Annotated in this window: 15 protein-coding genes; 1 reads left to right on the top strand and 14 read right to left on the bottom strand. The window is 54.2% G+C overall.

Annotated features, from left to right (window positions below):
* Nucleotides 1-65 precede the first annotated feature (65 nt).
* The 11 genes from R5L00_RS04485 to R5L00_RS04435 all read right to left on the bottom strand — a co-directional run bounded on the left by R5L00_RS04485 (nucleotide 66) and on the right by R5L00_RS04435 (nucleotide 11,312).
* Entirely contained in the window at nucleotides 66-407 is a 342-nt protein-coding gene (locus R5L00_RS04485) for a DUF5335 domain-containing protein (protein WP_107692064.1), read from the bottom strand.
* A 792-nt stretch (nucleotides 408-1,199) separates the two neighbouring features.
* Nucleotides 1,200-1,391 carry a hypothetical protein gene (locus R5L00_RS04480; RefSeq protein ID WP_107692066.1) on the bottom strand — a complete coding sequence of 64 codons (192 nt, stop codon included), beginning with the start codon at nucleotides 1,389-1,391 and terminating at the stop codon, nucleotides 1,200-1,202.
* A 315-nt stretch (nucleotides 1,392-1,706) separates the two neighbouring features.
* Nucleotides 1,707-2,102 (bottom strand): hypothetical protein, encoded by a 396-nt coding sequence (locus R5L00_RS04475; RefSeq protein ID WP_107692067.1) that lies wholly within the window; start codon nucleotides 2,100-2,102, stop codon nucleotides 1,707-1,709.
* A gap of 372 nt (nucleotides 2,103-2,474) precedes the next feature.
* Nucleotides 2,475-2,777, bottom strand: coding sequence for a YchJ family protein (locus tag R5L00_RS04470; RefSeq protein ID WP_317653543.1), 303 nt, complete (start codon nucleotides 2,775-2,777; stop codon nucleotides 2,475-2,477).
* A 172-nt stretch (nucleotides 2,778-2,949) separates the two neighbouring features.
* Nucleotides 2,950-3,948 carry a serine/threonine protein kinase gene (locus R5L00_RS04465; RefSeq protein ID WP_107692068.1) on the bottom strand — a complete coding sequence of 333 codons (999 nt, stop codon included), beginning with the start codon at nucleotides 3,946-3,948 and terminating at the stop codon, nucleotides 2,950-2,952.
* Nucleotides 3,949-4,169: 221 nt separating this feature from the next.
* Nucleotides 4,170-5,264, bottom strand: coding sequence for a DNA topoisomerase IB (locus R5L00_RS04460; RefSeq protein ID WP_317653542.1), 1,095 nt, complete (start codon nucleotides 5,262-5,264; stop codon nucleotides 4,170-4,172).
* A 110-nt stretch (nucleotides 5,265-5,374) separates the two neighbouring features.
* Complete coding sequence (locus R5L00_RS04455) at nucleotides 5,375-5,899, bottom strand: hypothetical protein (RefSeq protein WP_107692070.1); 525 nt, start codon at nucleotides 5,897-5,899, stop codon at nucleotides 5,375-5,377.
* A gap of 173 nt (nucleotides 5,900-6,072) precedes the next feature.
* Entirely contained in the window at nucleotides 6,073-7,629 is a 1,557-nt protein-coding gene (gene glpK / locus R5L00_RS04450) for a glycerol kinase GlpK (RefSeq protein ID WP_317653541.1), read from the bottom strand.
* Between the two features lie 558 nt (nucleotides 7,630-8,187).
* A complete protein-coding gene (locus tag R5L00_RS04445; protein WP_107692072.1) occupies nucleotides 8,188-8,775 on the bottom strand; it encodes a diguanylate cyclase in 588 nt (195 codons plus the stop codon).
* 178 nt (nucleotides 8,776-8,953) lie between these two features.
* The gene (locus R5L00_RS04440) at nucleotides 8,954-10,708 is read right to left on the bottom strand and encodes an ATP-dependent DNA helicase RecQ (RefSeq protein ID WP_317653540.1); all 1,755 of its coding nucleotides are present in this window, start codon (nucleotides 10,706-10,708) and stop codon (nucleotides 8,954-8,956) included.
* Between the two features lie 151 nt (nucleotides 10,709-10,859).
* Nucleotides 10,860-11,312, bottom strand: a complete 453-nt coding sequence (locus tag R5L00_RS04435; RefSeq protein ID WP_181320305.1) for a host attachment protein — start codon at nucleotides 11,310-11,312, stop codon at nucleotides 10,860-10,862.
* Between the two features lie 342 nt (nucleotides 11,313-11,654).
* On the opposite strand from R5L00_RS04435, the gene R5L00_RS04430 reads away from it, so the two are divergent.
* Entirely contained in the window at nucleotides 11,655-13,520 is a 1,866-nt protein-coding gene (locus R5L00_RS04430; protein WP_317653538.1) for a S9 family peptidase, read from the top strand.
* Between the two features lie 21 nt (nucleotides 13,521-13,541).
* On the opposite strand, the gene R5L00_RS04425 is transcribed toward R5L00_RS04430, so the two are convergent.
* From R5L00_RS04425 to R5L00_RS04415, 3 genes are read right to left on the bottom strand one after another with little or no spacing between them, the layout of a single operon-like run.
* Complete coding sequence (locus R5L00_RS04425; RefSeq protein ID WP_107692076.1) at nucleotides 13,542-14,363, bottom strand: hypothetical protein; 822 nt, start codon at nucleotides 14,361-14,363, stop codon at nucleotides 13,542-13,544.
* A gap of 10 nt (nucleotides 14,364-14,373) precedes the next feature.
* Nucleotides 14,374-14,775: an ExbD/TolR family protein gene (locus tag R5L00_RS04420; RefSeq protein WP_107692077.1), complete on the bottom strand. Its 402-nt coding sequence runs from the start codon at nucleotides 14,773-14,775 to the stop codon at nucleotides 14,374-14,376.
* Entirely contained in the window at nucleotides 14,762-15,406 is a 645-nt protein-coding gene (locus R5L00_RS04415; RefSeq protein ID WP_107692078.1) for a MotA/TolQ/ExbB proton channel family protein, read from the bottom strand. Before R5L00_RS04415 ends, R5L00_RS04420 begins: the two co-directional genes overlap by 14 nt.
* Between the last annotated feature and the right edge of the window lie 320 nt (nucleotides 15,407-15,726).

The raw sequence follows: 15,726 nt of genomic DNA, 5'->3' as shown, positions 1-15,726 counted from the left end.
CCAGGGAAAACGGATTACCGGTATACAGGCATTCCAGGTTAGCGGGATGCCGAGCCGATTCCTTTTTACGGTGCGGGTGGCGGCAGTCTGAGGGGGTCCTTCAGGAGCAAAATATGATGTTCTCCCGAAGCATCTTCGACGTCAATGCTGTGGAGGGTCTCGACATCCTGTTCCACGTATATTTGCTGCGGATGCTGGATGTTGTGCTCAATTCCCTCAAGCATCACCGCCAGAACGTCGCTCTTTGGATCATAGGTCAGACCAATCAGCGGTACCCACTCGACCTCAACCTGGTCGCCCAGTCCCAGGCTGGCGACTTCCAACTCCACCAGCTTCGTGCCCAACATCTTCGAGAGGCGCTCGAAATAGTCTTTCCAACGGGATTTAGCGAGTTGTGTAAGTGCCATGCCTGAACTCCTTTTGAATTATGCGAAGGAACCCACCTCATCCTCATATCGCCCAGCTTACTGCGAGCGGGGCGTAGATGATGCTAGCGCATGCCATCGAAGCGGGGGTTACGAATTTTCTAGCGTTTTTTTAATATAGACCAAGCGTGGCGGGAGCGCACGGTGCGATACGGTTATTTGTCGGAACAGAGCGGTATAGAAAGATTTACGCATGCCGCATGCCTTGAATCTGCGCAGGCTTCTGTTCGAGAACTCATCGCTTAAAAAACCGCAGGGGTTTAAATGTAATGAATGATAAAGGACGCTATCATCTGGTTTTACGCTAGGGACAAGCGGAGGGAGAGCGCACTTCTGGCCTCGCTGTTAAATATTCCTTTTAGCATGAGTTCCGTTACTTCCGAAACAGAGTGGCGCCGGGGACGAGCATGGAAGACAGTTCAAGCTGAATCTCAATGTGGGGCGATTAAGTCCTCTACAAACTGCCTGCATATAAATGCGGCTGTGCTAGCTTATATCGATATGCCGACGATTCCTGCCCTGCAATCTTCTTTCATTCACCGGAATGCCGGAATTGAATGTGCGATAGCCCAAAAAATGGATTTGGATTATTAAAGTAACCCCTTCGCAATCGTTCAGGGGCTTATTACCGGTCGCCGGCCAATAACTCGACCGTTTTGGAAACCAAGAGCCGCGATTGCTTTTTGCCGCCGATTAGCCGGGTGAATTGAGCGCGCTGGTTCTTTTTTTGAAGTCAGTGCCTCGTAGCCCGCTCATTGATCAAAAATTCCTGGCCTAGCCGGATCGTTCAACATCGCGGTGCTGGCCTACCTTTGGCCCTATCTTCTCGCTGTGCTTCCAACCTTCGCAGTCTACTGCTTCGGCGCGAACCTGCGCCCTCTGGTTCATTTCCTCGATTTTTTTTGTGGCCTCAAGTTCAGCGGCAATTACGAGACACCCCATTACTGCGAGCATTAAGTTTCTCATGTCATATTCTCCTGACGCTTCGGCATCGTTAAAGTTCAGGACATGAATTACGAATGGAAAGAATAACATACTGGCCGTGAAGGAATTATGGGGGGTAGGTGATCAATTTGTGAATGTTAAAAGTATTGGAAGTTCAGAAAGTTTGCCCGGAACTAATTGCCATTTCTCACTTTATCGTTCGGTGGCTTTGGTCGTCCCCTAGAGTCACACCCTTCGAAGACAGCTTCACAAACACAGTAAGCCGGTATACGCAAAATGAAAGGAAGACGCAGCTTCCCGAATCGACGGGTTAAGTATAGAAAACCAGCATGGTCTTTACCGGGAATTGATACGGGCTAATGTCGAGTTCGCAATACCCACCGAAAGCCTGCCAAACGAGAACCCGGAGATAGCGTCGAGGGAAATGCGACAAAAAACGCCGGTATTGCTGGGAATAGGATTCTGCCCGGGGGTATAGTACCGCGCGTCTTTCAAGTGAATAAAATTCCTTTTTATAGGTTCAGCCTGATTATTTTCTTGCCGCGCAGCTTCGCTCTTGATCTGCTCAATCATTCCAGCCATGGTAACAATGGCGTTATGTGTAAAATATTTTTTTGCGCTGACGACCGAGCCGGAAATCAGGAAACCCCCGGCCACAAGCGTTACATCGGTCTCGACAGGGACGTCGGCCTCAGCAAGATTGATAACAACTAGAAGTAAAGTGTCGTTCATGTGTTTCCTTAATCCCGTGTGTTATTGTCCAAGCGGGCTCGGGCAGGGCAATAAAACCTCCGTCAGTAGCCGCTTTTTGCTTTGCGTGTGTCAGCAAAGTTTCCTTCGGACACGACGTCATTTTTCTTTTTTTTTGTGAAACAAACAATTGGACTGAAGTACATCCTTGTTAGCTTCAGTTCATCCGGACACTGGAACGCGCCTAAGCATTGTCCTGCGCGAATCAACGACAATTCCGGTAAGAGGGGGAAGAGGGGGAAGAGGCCGAAACGTACCGCGCTTTATGTATTTAAGCCAGCAGATGCTGAGCAAAGCTAGTGGTTGTACGGACCGAATAGCGATTACTCCGCGCCAGAGCTAGGAGACAAGCATTTAGCCCCTTGCAGTTGGGTCATGGATAATATCGCCACCGACATAAAACCATCGCCCGGTCTCATGTACGAAGCGGCTGATTTCGTGCAGGCGATGGGCGCGGCCACCAATCTTGTAACGTGCTACGAACTCCACCAACGCGTTACTCGGTCCTCGCTGTTCATGGTGCTTCACTTCCAGTCCCAGCCATTTGTTGTGTAGCTCACTTACTACGTCGCGCGAGGCTGGACGTGTGCTGGGATGCCATGTTTCCAGCAGATAGCCTTCGCGGCCGAGGGTGTATGCAGCATATCGCGAGCGCATAAATGCTTCCGCGGTGGGAGCAGTTTCGCCCGCGTCAAGGTAGCGACCCGCAGCAGTCTGTGAAGCTTTTATCGCCAGCACCGCATGGGCAAGGGGGAAAAGGAGGGCAGGGAGGCCGAGGCATTGTTCTTGAATTCACTGGTTCCAAAAGATTATGTTGGATGTTTTTGAATTATGCCTGCCATAGCGGCGGCTCATCCATCAACGCAATCTGCTCGCGCAATTCGAGGATACGATCCTGCCAATAGCGCTGGGTATTGAACCATGGGAATGCCTTCTGGAACGCGGGATCATCCCAGCGCGCCGCGAGCCACGCGGCGTAGTGGATAAGGCGCAGGGTGCGTAGTGCCTCGATCAGATGCAATTCGCGTTCGTCGAAATCGGCAAAATCTTCGTACCCGGTGAGGATATCGGTTAACTGCCGCGCCATGTCGGCGCGTTCGCCCGACAATAGCATCCACAAGTCCTGTATTGCCGGACCCATGCGGCTATCATCAAAATCAACAAAGTGGGGCCCTTGCTCTGTCCACAGCACGTTGCCCGGGTGGCAGTCGCCATGCAGGCGTAGCGCTCGCACGTCACCGGCACGTTCAAAGCAGTGTTGAACGCCGTCCAGGGCCTGATTTGCCGCGCTGCGGTAGGCCGCCTCAAGATCGGCGGGAATAAATCCGTGCCCCAGCAGGTAGTCCCGCGGTTGTGCGCCGAAAGTGGCGCTATTAAGAGTAGGGCGTTCGCTAAACGGCCTCAACGAGCCGAGTGCGTGTATGCGCCCGAGGAAACGTCCGATTCGTTCAAGTGTGTTGCGATCTTCCAGTTCCGGCGCGCGCCCGCCGTGTTTTAGAAAAATAGCGAAGCGATAGCCGTCGAAACGGTGCAGCGTCAGCCCGTTCGGCGCCAACGCGCACACCACCGGAATTTCGTGTTCGGCCAGTTCCTGTACAAACGCGTGTTCTTCGAGTATCGCCGCATCGGTCCAGCGCCCCGGACGATAGAATTTCGCTACCAGCGGCGGGCCTTCATCCATGCCCACTTCATAGACACGATTCTCGTAGCTGTTAAGTGCCAGCAACCTGCCATCGCTGCGGAAGCCCACGCTTTCCAGTGCGTTCAGCACGCAATCGGGGTTAAGGGCGGAAAAATTCGTTGGATTTGAATGACTGGTCTGTATCATCTCGGAGCATGAGGACCCGCGGTTCCCGGGTTAGTTTCATACTACCAGTTTTATCCTTCCGGCGTTGTGCCAGTCCAAAAGAAGCACATACTATGACTTCTATCGGGCGTATTACCGAGTAGACATGCGAGTGCGGTGTCCTGGTTAATACTGCGATTTAGTAACGCCCCGCCGTGCGCATTAGGATCCTTTTTATCTGCCCCCGTAAGGCCCAAAAGAAGCTAGCGCACGAGTATACCGTTGGACGTTTGTTCCTGATGAAGGAAACGAAGCACGACGCATTCCAGCTCTTCCTGCATCCCCTCTGCGACGTCTCGCATGCACCTATGAAGAACTCCATTTTGCCAGGCAAGAAACACTGCTGGATTAATGTAGGATTTACGGCAGACCGCCGGGGTATTGCGTAACTCTTCAGCAACTTTTCTCGTCGCAGACAGGATACAGGCATTAAGCGCCCTCTTGCTTGAGGATTCAGGCAATGGCGTGTCCAGCATTAGTTCAAACGCTCTTAGCGTCGCACCCCACGTGCGGAAATCCTTGGCGGTAAACTCGGCATCCATGGTTTCACGCAGGTAGGCGTTCACCTGCTCCGCTCCGATGGGGTGACGTTTACCACTGCCATCCAGGTATTGGAAAAGATGCTGACCGCGCAACTGCTGGCAGTCACGGATGATGTTGACGATGCGCCGATCATCTATCCGGACCTCATGCTCGACACCGCTCTTGCCACGGAATCTCAGCAGTACGTGCCGCCCATTGATGAAGGCCAGATGACGCTTACGCAGCGTGGTCAGCCCAAAACTATTGTTATCGCGGGCATAAGAGAGGTTGCCGATACGGACGCGTGTGCTGTCCAGCAAGCTTACAATGGCGGCAACGACCTTTTTTCGCGGCAAACCTCGTTGCCTCAGGTCCTTCTGCAGGCACTGGCGAAGCCGTGGTAGCGCTTCGCCGAACTCCGCCATTCGACCGAATTTGATATCGTCTCGCGCTTCGCGCCACTCAGGATGATAACGGTACTGCTTACGCTTTCGCGCGTCCAGTCCGGTTGCCTGTAAATGGCCTTGAGGGTCAAGGCAAATCCACACATCGGTATAAGCCGGAGGGATCGCCAACCGAGCAATGCGTTCAAGTTCGGTCTTATCTTTAATTGTTGTTTTATTGGGGTCGATATACCGAAAGCCGCGACCGCAACGTATTCTACGAATCCCAGCATCGCTGTCCGATACATAGATCAGTCCCGCAGCCTCGGCCTGGGCCGCCAGCGCCTCTACCCTGAGCGCGCCCGATTCTGTTCCCTCAGGCCACAAACTCACGGATTATTCCGCTCCATTATTCTCGGCTTGATTGCTTTAGCACCGGATGGATCCCCTAACAAATCGCATGAAAAGGTATGACGAGTAAACCGAGGCTACGGACATAGCGGTCAATGTACCAGTCGCGGGGGGGTTGCAGGATCGAAATCTATCCAGTCCCCATTTTCCCATTTGCCCTGCGCCCGTTCGATGTCCGCGGCGCCGTAACCCCTCAGGCGTTCAATTATCTGTTTTGAATTATCGGTATTCACAACGCGTATCGCAAGCATCATGCCGGCAGACCTCGGACGTGGACCCTTGTTGGTCGCCTCGCCCTGGTCCGGCAGTCCGCCCGCTGTGCCTGCCAGGGAGCCGGTATAGGCGCCCACCGCAGCCGCTACCGCGCCAACGGCCGGGCCGCCAGCCAGCGTCCCAATCGTCCCTGCGACAACGCTTCCGGACGCTGCTCCGGTTGTTGCGCCTTTTGCAGCGCCCTGATCGCCAGTGCTATTGGCATCCCTGGCAGAATCGTGGGCGCCGGGCTGATTGTTAAAAAAAATGCAGATATCGTTCTTGTCCACCAAATCAGCCAGCGACGCGGCAGCTGCCTTTGCCTCGTCGTCCGTTTGAAACCGTGCTGCGATGATGTTATCCATAAAAACCTCCTTATTACGTGGTTATTGACCGTGTTAAGGACCGGTGTCACTTGGCGTTCCAACATGCTTATCCGCGGAATGTAACGCATCTTTGTGTCCGCACATGGATGATGACTGCATACGAGCGATATTTCTGTACGGCATTTCACAATCGTCGTGGTTGACAGAAGTAATCAGCGGTATTCACTTCGCGGCTTTTCCCCTTTATTCTCCCAATTTTTCGCGCGGCTCAGCGCTTCTTTCCAGCGCCCTCGGAGTTCGGCCACGCGGTCGAGCGGCATATGCGGATGGAAGACTTTCTCGATCTGCCAATGTGTCGCGATCGAATCGGTGTTTTGCCAAAAACCGACCGCGAGCCCGGCGAGATAAGCAGCCCCGAGCGCGGTCGTTTCGACCACGGCCGGTCGCACCACGGGCACGCCGAGAAGATCCGCCTGGAACTGCAATAATGGATCGCTACGGGACGCAGCCCCATCTACGCGCAGCTCCTTTAGCTGCGTGCCGGTGTCAGCGCGCATCGCATCCACCAGATCGGCCACCTGGAATGCAATACCTTCCAGCGCGGCCCGGGCCACATGCGCGGCGCTCGTGTCACGCGTGAGGCCGATCAACATACCGCGCGCATAAGGGTCCCAATGAGGCGCCCCTAATCCGGTGAACGCCGGCACCAGGACGACGCCGCCACTATCCGTCACTGATGCTGCAAGCACATCCATCTCCTGTGCGGAGCGGACGAGGCGGAGCCCGTCGCGCAGCCACTGCACGACGGCGCCGCCGACGAAGACGCTGCCCTCCAGCGCGAATTCCTGCTTTTCTCCGATTTTGCAAGCTGCCGTGGTGAGGAGGCGTTGCGTGGATGCAACCGCTTGCGTGCCGATATTCTGTAGCAGGAAACAGCCAGTGCCGTAAGTATTTTTCGCCAGTCCGGGCCGCACGCACATTTGCCCAAAAAGAGCCGCTTGCTGATCACCCGCCGCGCCAGCCACGGTCATATGCGAGAGGCCCGCGATAGCGTCGATTTCGCCATACACTTCGCTCGAAGAGCGCACCGTCGGCAGCATACTTTGCGGGATGCGGAAAAGTTCAAGCAGGCCCGGGTCCCATTTGCCACCATGGATGTTGAACAGCATCGTCCGGGATGCGTTGCTTGGGTCGGTCACATGTATTTTTTTGTTCCCCGTCAGCTTCCAGATGAGCCACGTGTCCACCGTCCCGCATATGAGCCTGCCTGCGTCCGCTTGCGCGCGCGCGCCTGCCACATTATCGAGAATCCAGGCGATCTTCGTCGCGGAAAAATATGGATCGAGGATCAGCCCGGTGAGTTGCTGAATGGCGCCCTCGTGTCCTGCATCGCGCAGCTTGTCGCACATCTGGGCAGTGCGCCGATCCTGCCAAACGATGGCGTTGTATACCGGATCGCCCGTCGCGCGATCCCACACGATGCTGGTCTCGCGCTGATTTGCGATGCCGACCCCAGCGACATCATGGGGCCGAATACCGGCATGATCGAGGGCTTTCTCCGCCACCGCTACCTGCGCCTGCAAGATTTCCTGGGGGTCGTGTTCAACCCAGCCCGGATGGGGAAAAATCTGCTGTATCTCCTTTTGAGCCAGACCGCAGATACGACCATCATAATCGAAGATAATGGCGCGCACGCTGGTGGTGCCCGCATCGAGAGCGAGGATATAAGACATGTGTCGAGCTAAGCTGCCAAATTCGGGTTCGGACATGCTAACACGCGGGTGCTGTCGGGTTAACAAAACAGGTCTTTCGCAGGAGTTGGCAGCGTTCCGCGCTTTTGCCGCTCTGGAATTAAACAGTACCGGTTAACGAAGAATTTCCGGCATAATTCACGGCCTGAATAGAAAAGCGCCGTTTCATGGCGAAGAGTATTTATGAAATTTCCCGTAATAGTTTCATTGATGATCTTATCGCTAACCGGTTGTGCGGGGTCGCGCGTGCAAGACCCGCCTTCAACGACATTAGCGGATGGAACAAGGCATTATTTCATTAAAACTAACTTCAAGCCTTGTCAATCGAGTCGAGACTGGGCGACGACAACATTGACCAGGCGCGCCAATGAGATCTGCAAATCAGGATATGTTCTCGTTAATGAGCAAACCCCTATTAATCTACTACCGCGCGGAACAGGGTTGGCAGAGCAGGAGCTCCAGTGGGAAATCAAATGTAAGAATCCTCCGCGTCCGAAATAGCTAATGGCTTAAGACAAATCAGCGATTTTGCTCGGCATCTGTGTTGGTCGCTCATCCGCGTTCGCGTCGCTCAGTTCACGGGTTTTTATTCGTTCGAGCTTTCGGTGGTACAAGCGCGCCGCGGTTCGCCCGTAGCCCGCGTAAGAACTCCTCGACGAAGGGAACGATTTCGAACAGGAAACCAGCGCCCAAAATGGAAAGCACATAGGTTGCCGGCAATGGCTCTTCCTTCCAGCGGAGTTCGAAGCGCGCAGTTTCCGGACCGAAGCCAAACAGTGCCTGAAACTGGCCCCAATGCAGTGAAATAACAAACAGGATCGCCATCAGCGGGAGCATCTCGAGGAAGCTGTGCACCTGCTGCTCGACCGGCGTCACCTCTCGCACTGTCACGGCATAACTGACGTCCCAAAGGGACGTGGCCTGATGGAGAACCAAGGCAACAATCATGAAGGCAATGATGCCCGCGTTTATCTGAAGGAAAATCGCGGCGAGCAGCGGCAGGCCAATTTCCGCAAACAGAAGCAGGTGGAGCATCGATTCCTTGGCACCACTTGTGGTCTCGATATGCGTGGCCCGGTGACAAAGCCAATCGGCGCAGCCGGCTAGCAGCCAAACCGGCAGGATGAAGTACATCAGTATGAGAACGGCCGGATCGTCGAGCATAATAATCTCCTTAATTCTTTGAGTGCAGCCGGGCCGCTCCGACACGGTGTGCGGCTGGCTGTATGTAGCCTCCCGACCGCCATGTCCTCTTCCTTTCAGACCGGGACGGGTTTAATGCGGGTAGCCGGCCGCAATCAGCGAGGATTCGCCAGGCGGAATGCACCTTTGATGAATCGACCTATGCTGATGTAGACCTTGGCGCAGGTGGACCATCATTCTCACCCTTGGCTCGGACTGGCTTCACGTAGCTTTCTAGAAATGTGCGCGTTCGGCTATCGGGAAAAACAATTGTTACCATGTCATCGGTGGTGCTGACGACCTGACCTTTTCCCACTCCCGGAACCTGAACCGCGGCCCCTGAGGGAAACAGGGGCCGCGGCGGCGCTTTTTTAACCGCCCGACTCTCGCGGCGGTTTTTAATAAGCGTGGGCGTAGGGCGGAGTCTTGTTTGTGGGGGGCTTAAACAGTTATCGCAATGTCCGCAGTGGTCCCATTCCATTTCCTCATGGAAATACTCCAACAGAACCTTCCATCGGCAAAATCCGCTTTGTGCATAAAATACCATCCGCTCAAGCGCGTGCCGGTCATGGGCGTGCTTCCTGCCTGAACTTTCCGCGAGTAGGATAAGTTCATTCGACTTCACATCTTTTTTTAGCAGGCGGTAACCGAGGCGATTGTCGCGCGCAAGGATGCCGCCGTCCTCGAGCAGCTTCAGTATCACCTGAAGGCCGGGAACAGAAAACCGCCCCACCGCTTTATGCAATTGCTTGAACTCCGCCACGACATTGTTCGTTAGAAGGCTTTGTATTTCCTTATAAACTTCATGCAGGTTCTCATAGCCTGGGTAATGGCGAGCCAGAAAGAATTGCTGGATACGCTTATCCTGCACGTCATAAAGCAGAGTGCATGCGGCAGCTTGGCCGTCGCGGCCGGCGCGCCCGGCTTCCTGATAATAGGACTCAAGACTTCCCGGTATCTGAAAGTGCACCACAAATCGGATATCGGGCTTGTCGATGCCCATGCCGAACGCGTTGGTTGCCACCATGATCCTGCTGCGTCCACCCATGAATTCTTCCTGATTGTTGCTGCGCACCTTTTTTGCCAGCCGTCCGTGGTAAAGCGTGACGCTGTGCCCTCCAGCCCGAAGCGCGACCATCAATTCTTCCACTGCTTTGACAGTGGCCGCATAAATTATCCCGCTGCCTTGGCTTTGCTGAACCAGATTATTCAGCTTGCTAAATTTTTCTTCCGCGTTGGTGACATGCAGCACACGGTAGCGCAGGTTCTGGCGATAGATGCCGGTATTGATGATGTGCATGGGGCCTCGTCCAAGCTGTCGCACAATATCGTCAATGACCTCTCGTGTAGCAGTGGCCGTCAAAGCGAGCACGGGCGGGTGGCCAAGTGCGCTGATCGCGCCCCCCAGCCCGAGATAAGCCGGACGAAAGTCGTGCCCCCATTGGGAAATACAATGCGCCTCATCCACGACAAACAGGTTGATATTGATGCGCTGCAGATCGGCGATGAAGTCGGGGTCCGACAGGCGCTCGGGGGTGACGAATACGACATCGCTGCCAGCCCGGCGGATATGTCGCAACGTTTCCGACTCTTCCTGCGAATTTAGCGTACTGTTAACTAGTGCCGCATCAATCCCGACCTCCTCCAGTTTCTCAGCCTGATCCTTCATCAGCGAAATCAACGGAGATACGACAATGGCGGTGCCCGGCAGGTTTAGAGCAGGCAGCTGATAACAGAGCGATTTGCCGCTGCCAGTCGGCATCACTGCCAGCGTGTCGCGTCCCTTCAATACGCTCTGAATAACTTCTTTCTGGCCCGGCCTCAAGTGAGACAGCCCGAACACTTCCTGCAGGCTTTCTTCCAGGGTATCCTCGTCCGATGCGGAAGTGGCGGTATTTAAGGTTTCGGTTGTCATGATCCTGCCTATCGTTACGTTCAATCAAAGACACTGAGCCAGAGGGATGGCACCACAGGTGAGCTTTAGGGGGCGAGCATTAGCCCCGAGCTCAATCGTGCGAGATCATGGATGAGCGGAGCGTACCGGGATGCCGGTCAGGTTATTATGGTTATAAGATCCATATAGTTTCTTCTTTGACGTAACCCTCTACCTCCTGGGCAGAAAGAGTAGAGATGTCTTTCTGAAGTTCTCCGTGGACCATTTTTTTTACTTCATCCGCCAGGCTGGCGCGTATCAGCCCTAAAAATTTGGGCGGCGCAATAAGGTACAAGCGGTTGTAACTGTTTGCTTTGCGGGCGTCGTCGAGATATCGACCCAGGGTATGCGCGAACAAGTCGTTTTCATGCTCAACTGGGGACACCGCCGGCTCTGCGGTATGGCCCTGGTCTCGCTCGCCTTTTCCATAAAAGCGCCCGCGTCCGTCCGTGCGAAGCTCCTTACTGGTTGCCCGGCCTTCGGCATCCACCAAGTCTTCGACTTCCGTCAAGTGTTTCTCGCGCTCTTTTTTCTCGAAAATTCGGGCTCGGCTGCTGTCTGCAATCAAAATCCAGGTGATACGCATCGCTATTCCTCCAAGAAAAGACATCATAAAGCCCAATTTACACATATCAGGGGTAAGTTGACCGACTACCTCGCTGAAACCCCGATCCATGTTCCACGACCCAGTCAAAATCATTTCTTCACTGGGAAAATCCCGACGAGGCGTATTGCTTCTGGCGGCCGGGACAATTCGTATGTCTCCCCGCCTCACACGTCGGTACACCTCCACTTATAACTGTCCGTTCCAGCGCATATCGAACGAAGCATATCGGCCCACTTTGGTTGCGACTGTGCGGAAACATACAGTTATGCGCAAGTTGATTAATTGTTATGATGCAGCTTACCTAACCTTGCCAAACATGAAATGAAGCGCTACACCATTGAACAATTCATGGCGACGACTTCCATGCTGGGGGCCTCGTTCAGCGCCGACGAGAAGCGTATTCTTTTCAGCAGCAATGCGACGGGCATTTTCAATGCCTATACACTGCTGGTAGATGGAAGCGCGCAGCAGCCTCTGACCCACTCTGCAGTTGATAGCCTTTTTTCGGTCAGCTTCTTTCCGCATGACGATCGAGTTCTTTTTACCAAGGATCGGGGTGGCAATGAAAACTTTCACCTTTTCGTGCTTGATCCGGACGGCACGGAGAGGGACTTGAGTCCGGGAGATGGGCTCAAGGCCCAATTCATGGGCTGGCGCCCGGATGGAAGCGCTTTTTACGTTTCAAGCAATGAGCGCGATCAACGATTTTTCGATTTGTACCGTTATGACGCTGAGAGCTACACCCGTACTTTACTTTATAAGAATGAGCAAGGGCTTGATCTGGGGCCCATCAGCCGGGACGAACGGTGGCTGGGGCTAAACAGGGCAAACACAACGTCGGACAGCGACATTTATCTATACGATATTTTAAAACAGGAGATCAAGCACCTGACCCCGCATGAGGGTGCGATTGCTTTTCGGGCGGAGACATTCGACCCTGCATCGCAAAAACTGTTTTTCCTGACCAACGAGGGAACCGAATTCAAGCGATTGTGCACCTATGACTTGTTCACCGGGGCGATGGCCGAACATGAATGCGCAGATTGGGACGTACTCAATACCTATTTCTCCTCGAATGGGAAGTTCCGCATAACCGGGGTCAATCGAGACGGAAGCGTCGTGATCCGGGTGGTGCAAATTGAGGACAAAGAGGAAGGGGTGCGAGAAACGCCGGTGCCGCTACCAGCGTTACCCGAGGGCGAAATACGGGGCGTCGTCTTTTCCCGGACTGGAGCCCGGATGGCTTTTTATGTGAATGGGGACCGTTCTCCCGATAACCTGTTTGTTCACGATTTCAACACCGGCTTCTACAAGCAGCTCACCCAGAGCATGAATAAGGAAATCGATCCCGCGGATCTGGTGGAGGCGAAAGTGGTGCGCTTCCGGTCGTTCGACGGGTTGGTGGTACCCTCCATCTATCACAAGCCCCAGGAGGCCTCGGCAAGCAACAAGGTGCCGGCGATTATTTATGTGCATGGCGGACCTGGCGGTCAAACCATGCGTGGATATAACGCCCAGATTCAATACCTGGCGAATCATGGCTATGCCGTATTGGGCATTAATAACCGCGGCAGTTCCGGCTATGGGAAAACTTTCTTTACAGCGGCTAACCGTAAACATGGGCGCGAGCCGTTGTGGGATTGCATAGAGGCCAAGACCTATCTCGCCAGCCTCGGTTACATCGATCACGAGCGCATCGGCATTATGGGCGCGAGCTACGGCGGGTATATGACGCTGTCAGCTCTGGCTTTTCGGCCCGAAGCGTTCAAGGTGGGTGTGGATATTTTCGGTGTCAGCAACTGGCTTCGAACGCTCGAAAGCATACCGCCCTACTGGGAATCGGTTCGCAAAGCGATTTACGATGAGATCGGGGATCCGGTCAACGATATCGATATCCTGGTTGCCACATCGCCGCTTTTTCATGCAAAGGAGATACGAAAGCCGTTGATGGTCATCCAGGGCGCCAACGACCCGCGGGTAGTCAAGGCCGAAAGCGATGAGATTGTCGAAGCCGTCCGGAAACATAATGTGCCAGTGGAATATATCGTCTTTCCCGATGAAGGCCACAGCTTCACCAAGAAAAAGAATCAGATCGAAGCCAATCGCCGAATACTTGAGTTTCTGGATAAGTATCTGAAAGGCGAAGAAATGAAGCTCGGAATGGGAGAAACAGGCAGAGTGCCCTGAAGATGTTGAACGGCGATTTGCTTATCTCGGCGGAGGAATGGAGGGATCATAGAAAAATTCCCGTATCAGAAAATCCTCCAAACCCTTGCTGTCTTCCGGGCGGGAGGAAAGGGTGACGACCCGGCCGAGACGGTAAGATTCCCAGTTAAAGTCGCCTTTATGGTATTCGCGGATCAGTTCGATCATCCTTCGCGCGACGGCGCGCTGAATGTCGACATCCGGTCCTGCGGTGACTTCAACCACTTCCCGCCTGGTATTGCTGCTATCCATTCTCCAGGCGCGAAATAAAAACTGGGCGCTGCGGGCTCCCATCCGCGTAATTTGAAAAATACCGCTTGCCCCCGGTTCACGCAGGTTGCGTTTGACATTAGCCATTCTGAGTTCTTCTTCAGACGGTTCGCGCTCCACATTTCTTGGTTCGGTAGGCTCATCTTCAAATATCCCCCCTGCGCGACGGCGCTCGCGCGCTTCGTTCATGTAAGCCGTCATATCCTTCGGCGCTTCCGGTTGTGCTCGCGCGGTTGTGGCCGGCGCTTCATCCTTGCGCGCGCCTTTTTTTTCCGGGAGGGGCTGCGCTGGTTTTGATTTTTGAGCACCCAGACGCGGCTGAGGCCTAGGGGGAGGCGGTGTTTTTGGGGCCTTCTGAGGGATAGTCACCGATTTTTGCTGCGGCTTTTCTTCAGGCAGTTCCACAAAGCTGGCTTCAATAGGCGCGGGGGGCGTCATCTCCACCTTCGGCGATGTGAGTAAAAAACCGAATGCCCAGATGATGACCAGCCAAATAATGGCCGCCAGTGGCATGGGCCACCAGACTCGAATTTCCTTCGATCTGGAATTGAGCATGCTCAGGAAATTATTTGTGTTTAACCGCGATCAAAAAGTGTTGCGCGCCGGCAGAGCGGGCACGCAACATGGCTTGAACCACCACGCCCTGCGGCGCATCGTTATCAGCCGAGACGATCAGTTTATGTTCCGAATCCTGAAGTAGCGGTTTGAGCGTTTCAGCGAGCGTCTCGAGTGTAACCGGTGTGCGATTAATGAAGATCTGGCTGTCGCTTGTCAGCGTCAACGTCACAGGGGTTTTGGCCGACAGCTTTTCGGCTTGCCCCTGAGGCAGATTCACTTGCAGGGAATCTAGGTTCTGCATGGATAACGAAGACAGCATGAAGGTCGCAAGCAGAAAGAACATGACGTCGATCATGGGGATGATTTCTATTCGCCCCTTGCGAAATTCCCGGGATCTACGAAGCTTCATGGTTACCCTCCTGGTCCAGGCGAATGTGGTCGATCAGGCGTGTGCCGAGGCGCTCCATCTCATCCATGGTCTGGGATTGCAAACGGGAGAAATAGTTGAAGCCGAACAGCGCAATTAGCGCGATCACCAGGCCGACGACTGTTGCAATAAGTGCTTCTGCCACTCCCCCGGTCACGGCGGTGGGATTGACGATACCCTCACCCCCGATTATTTTGAAAGCCTGCATCATGCCGACAACCGTACCCACGAGGCCGAGCAAGGGTGCAGCGGTAACGATCGTCTCCAGGACCCACAGCCTGCTCGCAAGCGACTTCTCGATCAGCTGAGCCTCATCGGCCGCTCGCGATTCGGTCCACCAGGACGGGCGGTGCCTATTGCTGATCACCACCTCGAAGAAGCGCTTGTAATAGTGACGCTCGTCGAGTCCGGACAGTATTTTTTCGAGGTCGTGCCATGCGAAGCCATAGGTCTCCACCAGGTTCAGCAGGTCGTGCGAGAGGCGGGCATAACGCCAATAGACAAATGCCTTCTCGATCATAATCGCCAACGCAATCACTGCCAGCAAAGACAACGGCAAAATGATAAAACCGCCGAGCTTCAAGGCGGTCCAGGTTGCTTGTAGTTCTTGCATGTTTATCTCCGAATGGGGCGGTATTAACCCCTTTGTTGTTTAAATCTCAGTAATAAGTCATCCCGGCAGCGGCTGTGCCGAAGCACAACGATCGTTCGGCAACGATGGTGTAGCTGAGCATTGCGGGCGCACTCTGCCGGAGCTACTTCAACCGTATCTCGGGGGAATTCATCCATCCTATCAAACCCCTGATCTCTTCCGCTGGGGTCTCAAAAGAATGTCCACGTAATGGACGACCGCAGGTCACTTTCCCTGTTTCAAGTGTGGAGGCCAGACACATGCCATCCTATTTTGTCGTCACCTGTAAAATCTTACAGCTA

The organism is Nitrosospira sp. Is2 (genome assembly GCF_033095785.1).
In the GTDB taxonomy this organism is placed as follows: domain Bacteria; phylum Pseudomonadota; class Gammaproteobacteria; order Burkholderiales; family Nitrosomonadaceae; genus Nitrosospira.
The sequence above is the reverse complement of the archived record's forward strand: the minus strand, read 5'-3'. Positions and strand labels throughout refer to the sequence as shown.

Excerpts from the sequence above, each read along its gene's own strand:
- R5L00_RS04485 (WP_107692064.1), bottom strand. The coding sequence starts at position 407 with ATGGCACTTACACAACTCGCTAAATCCCGTTGGAAAGACTATTTCGAG.
- R5L00_RS04480 (WP_107692066.1), bottom strand. The coding sequence starts at position 1,391 with ATGAGAAACTTAATGCTCGCAGTAATGGGGTGTCTCGTAATTGCCGCT.
- R5L00_RS04475 (WP_107692067.1), bottom strand. The coding sequence starts at position 2,102 with ATGAACGACACTTTACTTCTAGTTGTTATCAATCTTGCTGAGGCCGAC.
- R5L00_RS04470 (WP_317653543.1), bottom strand. The coding sequence starts at position 2,777 with ATGCGCTCGCGATATGCTGCATACACCCTCGGCCGCGAAGGCTATCTG.
- R5L00_RS04465 (WP_107692068.1), bottom strand. The coding sequence starts at position 3,948 with ATGATACAGACCAGTCATTCAAATCCAACGAATTTTTCCGCCCTTAAC.
- R5L00_RS04455 (WP_107692070.1), bottom strand. The coding sequence starts at position 5,899 with ATGGATAACATCATCGCAGCACGGTTTCAAACGGACGACGAGGCAAAG.
- glpK (WP_317653541.1), bottom strand. The coding sequence starts at position 7,629 with ATGTCCGAACCCGAATTTGGCAGCTTAGCTCGACACATGTCTTATATC.
- R5L00_RS04445 (WP_107692072.1), bottom strand. The coding sequence starts at position 8,775 with ATGCTCGACGATCCGGCCGTTCTCATACTGATGTACTTCATCCTGCCG.
- R5L00_RS04440 (WP_317653540.1), bottom strand. The coding sequence starts at position 10,708 with ATGACAACCGAAACCTTAAATACCGCCACTTCCGCATCGGACGAGGAT.
- R5L00_RS04435 (WP_181320305.1), bottom strand. The coding sequence starts at position 11,312 with ATGCGTATCACCTGGATTTTGATTGCAGACAGCAGCCGAGCCCGAATT.
- R5L00_RS04430 (WP_317653538.1), top strand. The coding sequence starts at position 11,655 with ATGAAGCGCTACACCATTGAACAATTCATGGCGACGACTTCCATGCTG.
- R5L00_RS04425 (WP_107692076.1), bottom strand. The coding sequence starts at position 14,363 with ATGCTCAATTCCAGATCGAAGGAAATTCGAGTCTGGTGGCCCATGCCA.
- R5L00_RS04420 (WP_107692077.1), bottom strand. The coding sequence starts at position 14,775 with ATGAAGCTTCGTAGATCCCGGGAATTTCGCAAGGGGCGAATAGAAATC.
- R5L00_RS04415 (WP_107692078.1), bottom strand. The coding sequence starts at position 15,406 with ATGCAAGAACTACAAGCAACCTGGACCGCCTTGAAGCTCGGCGGTTTT.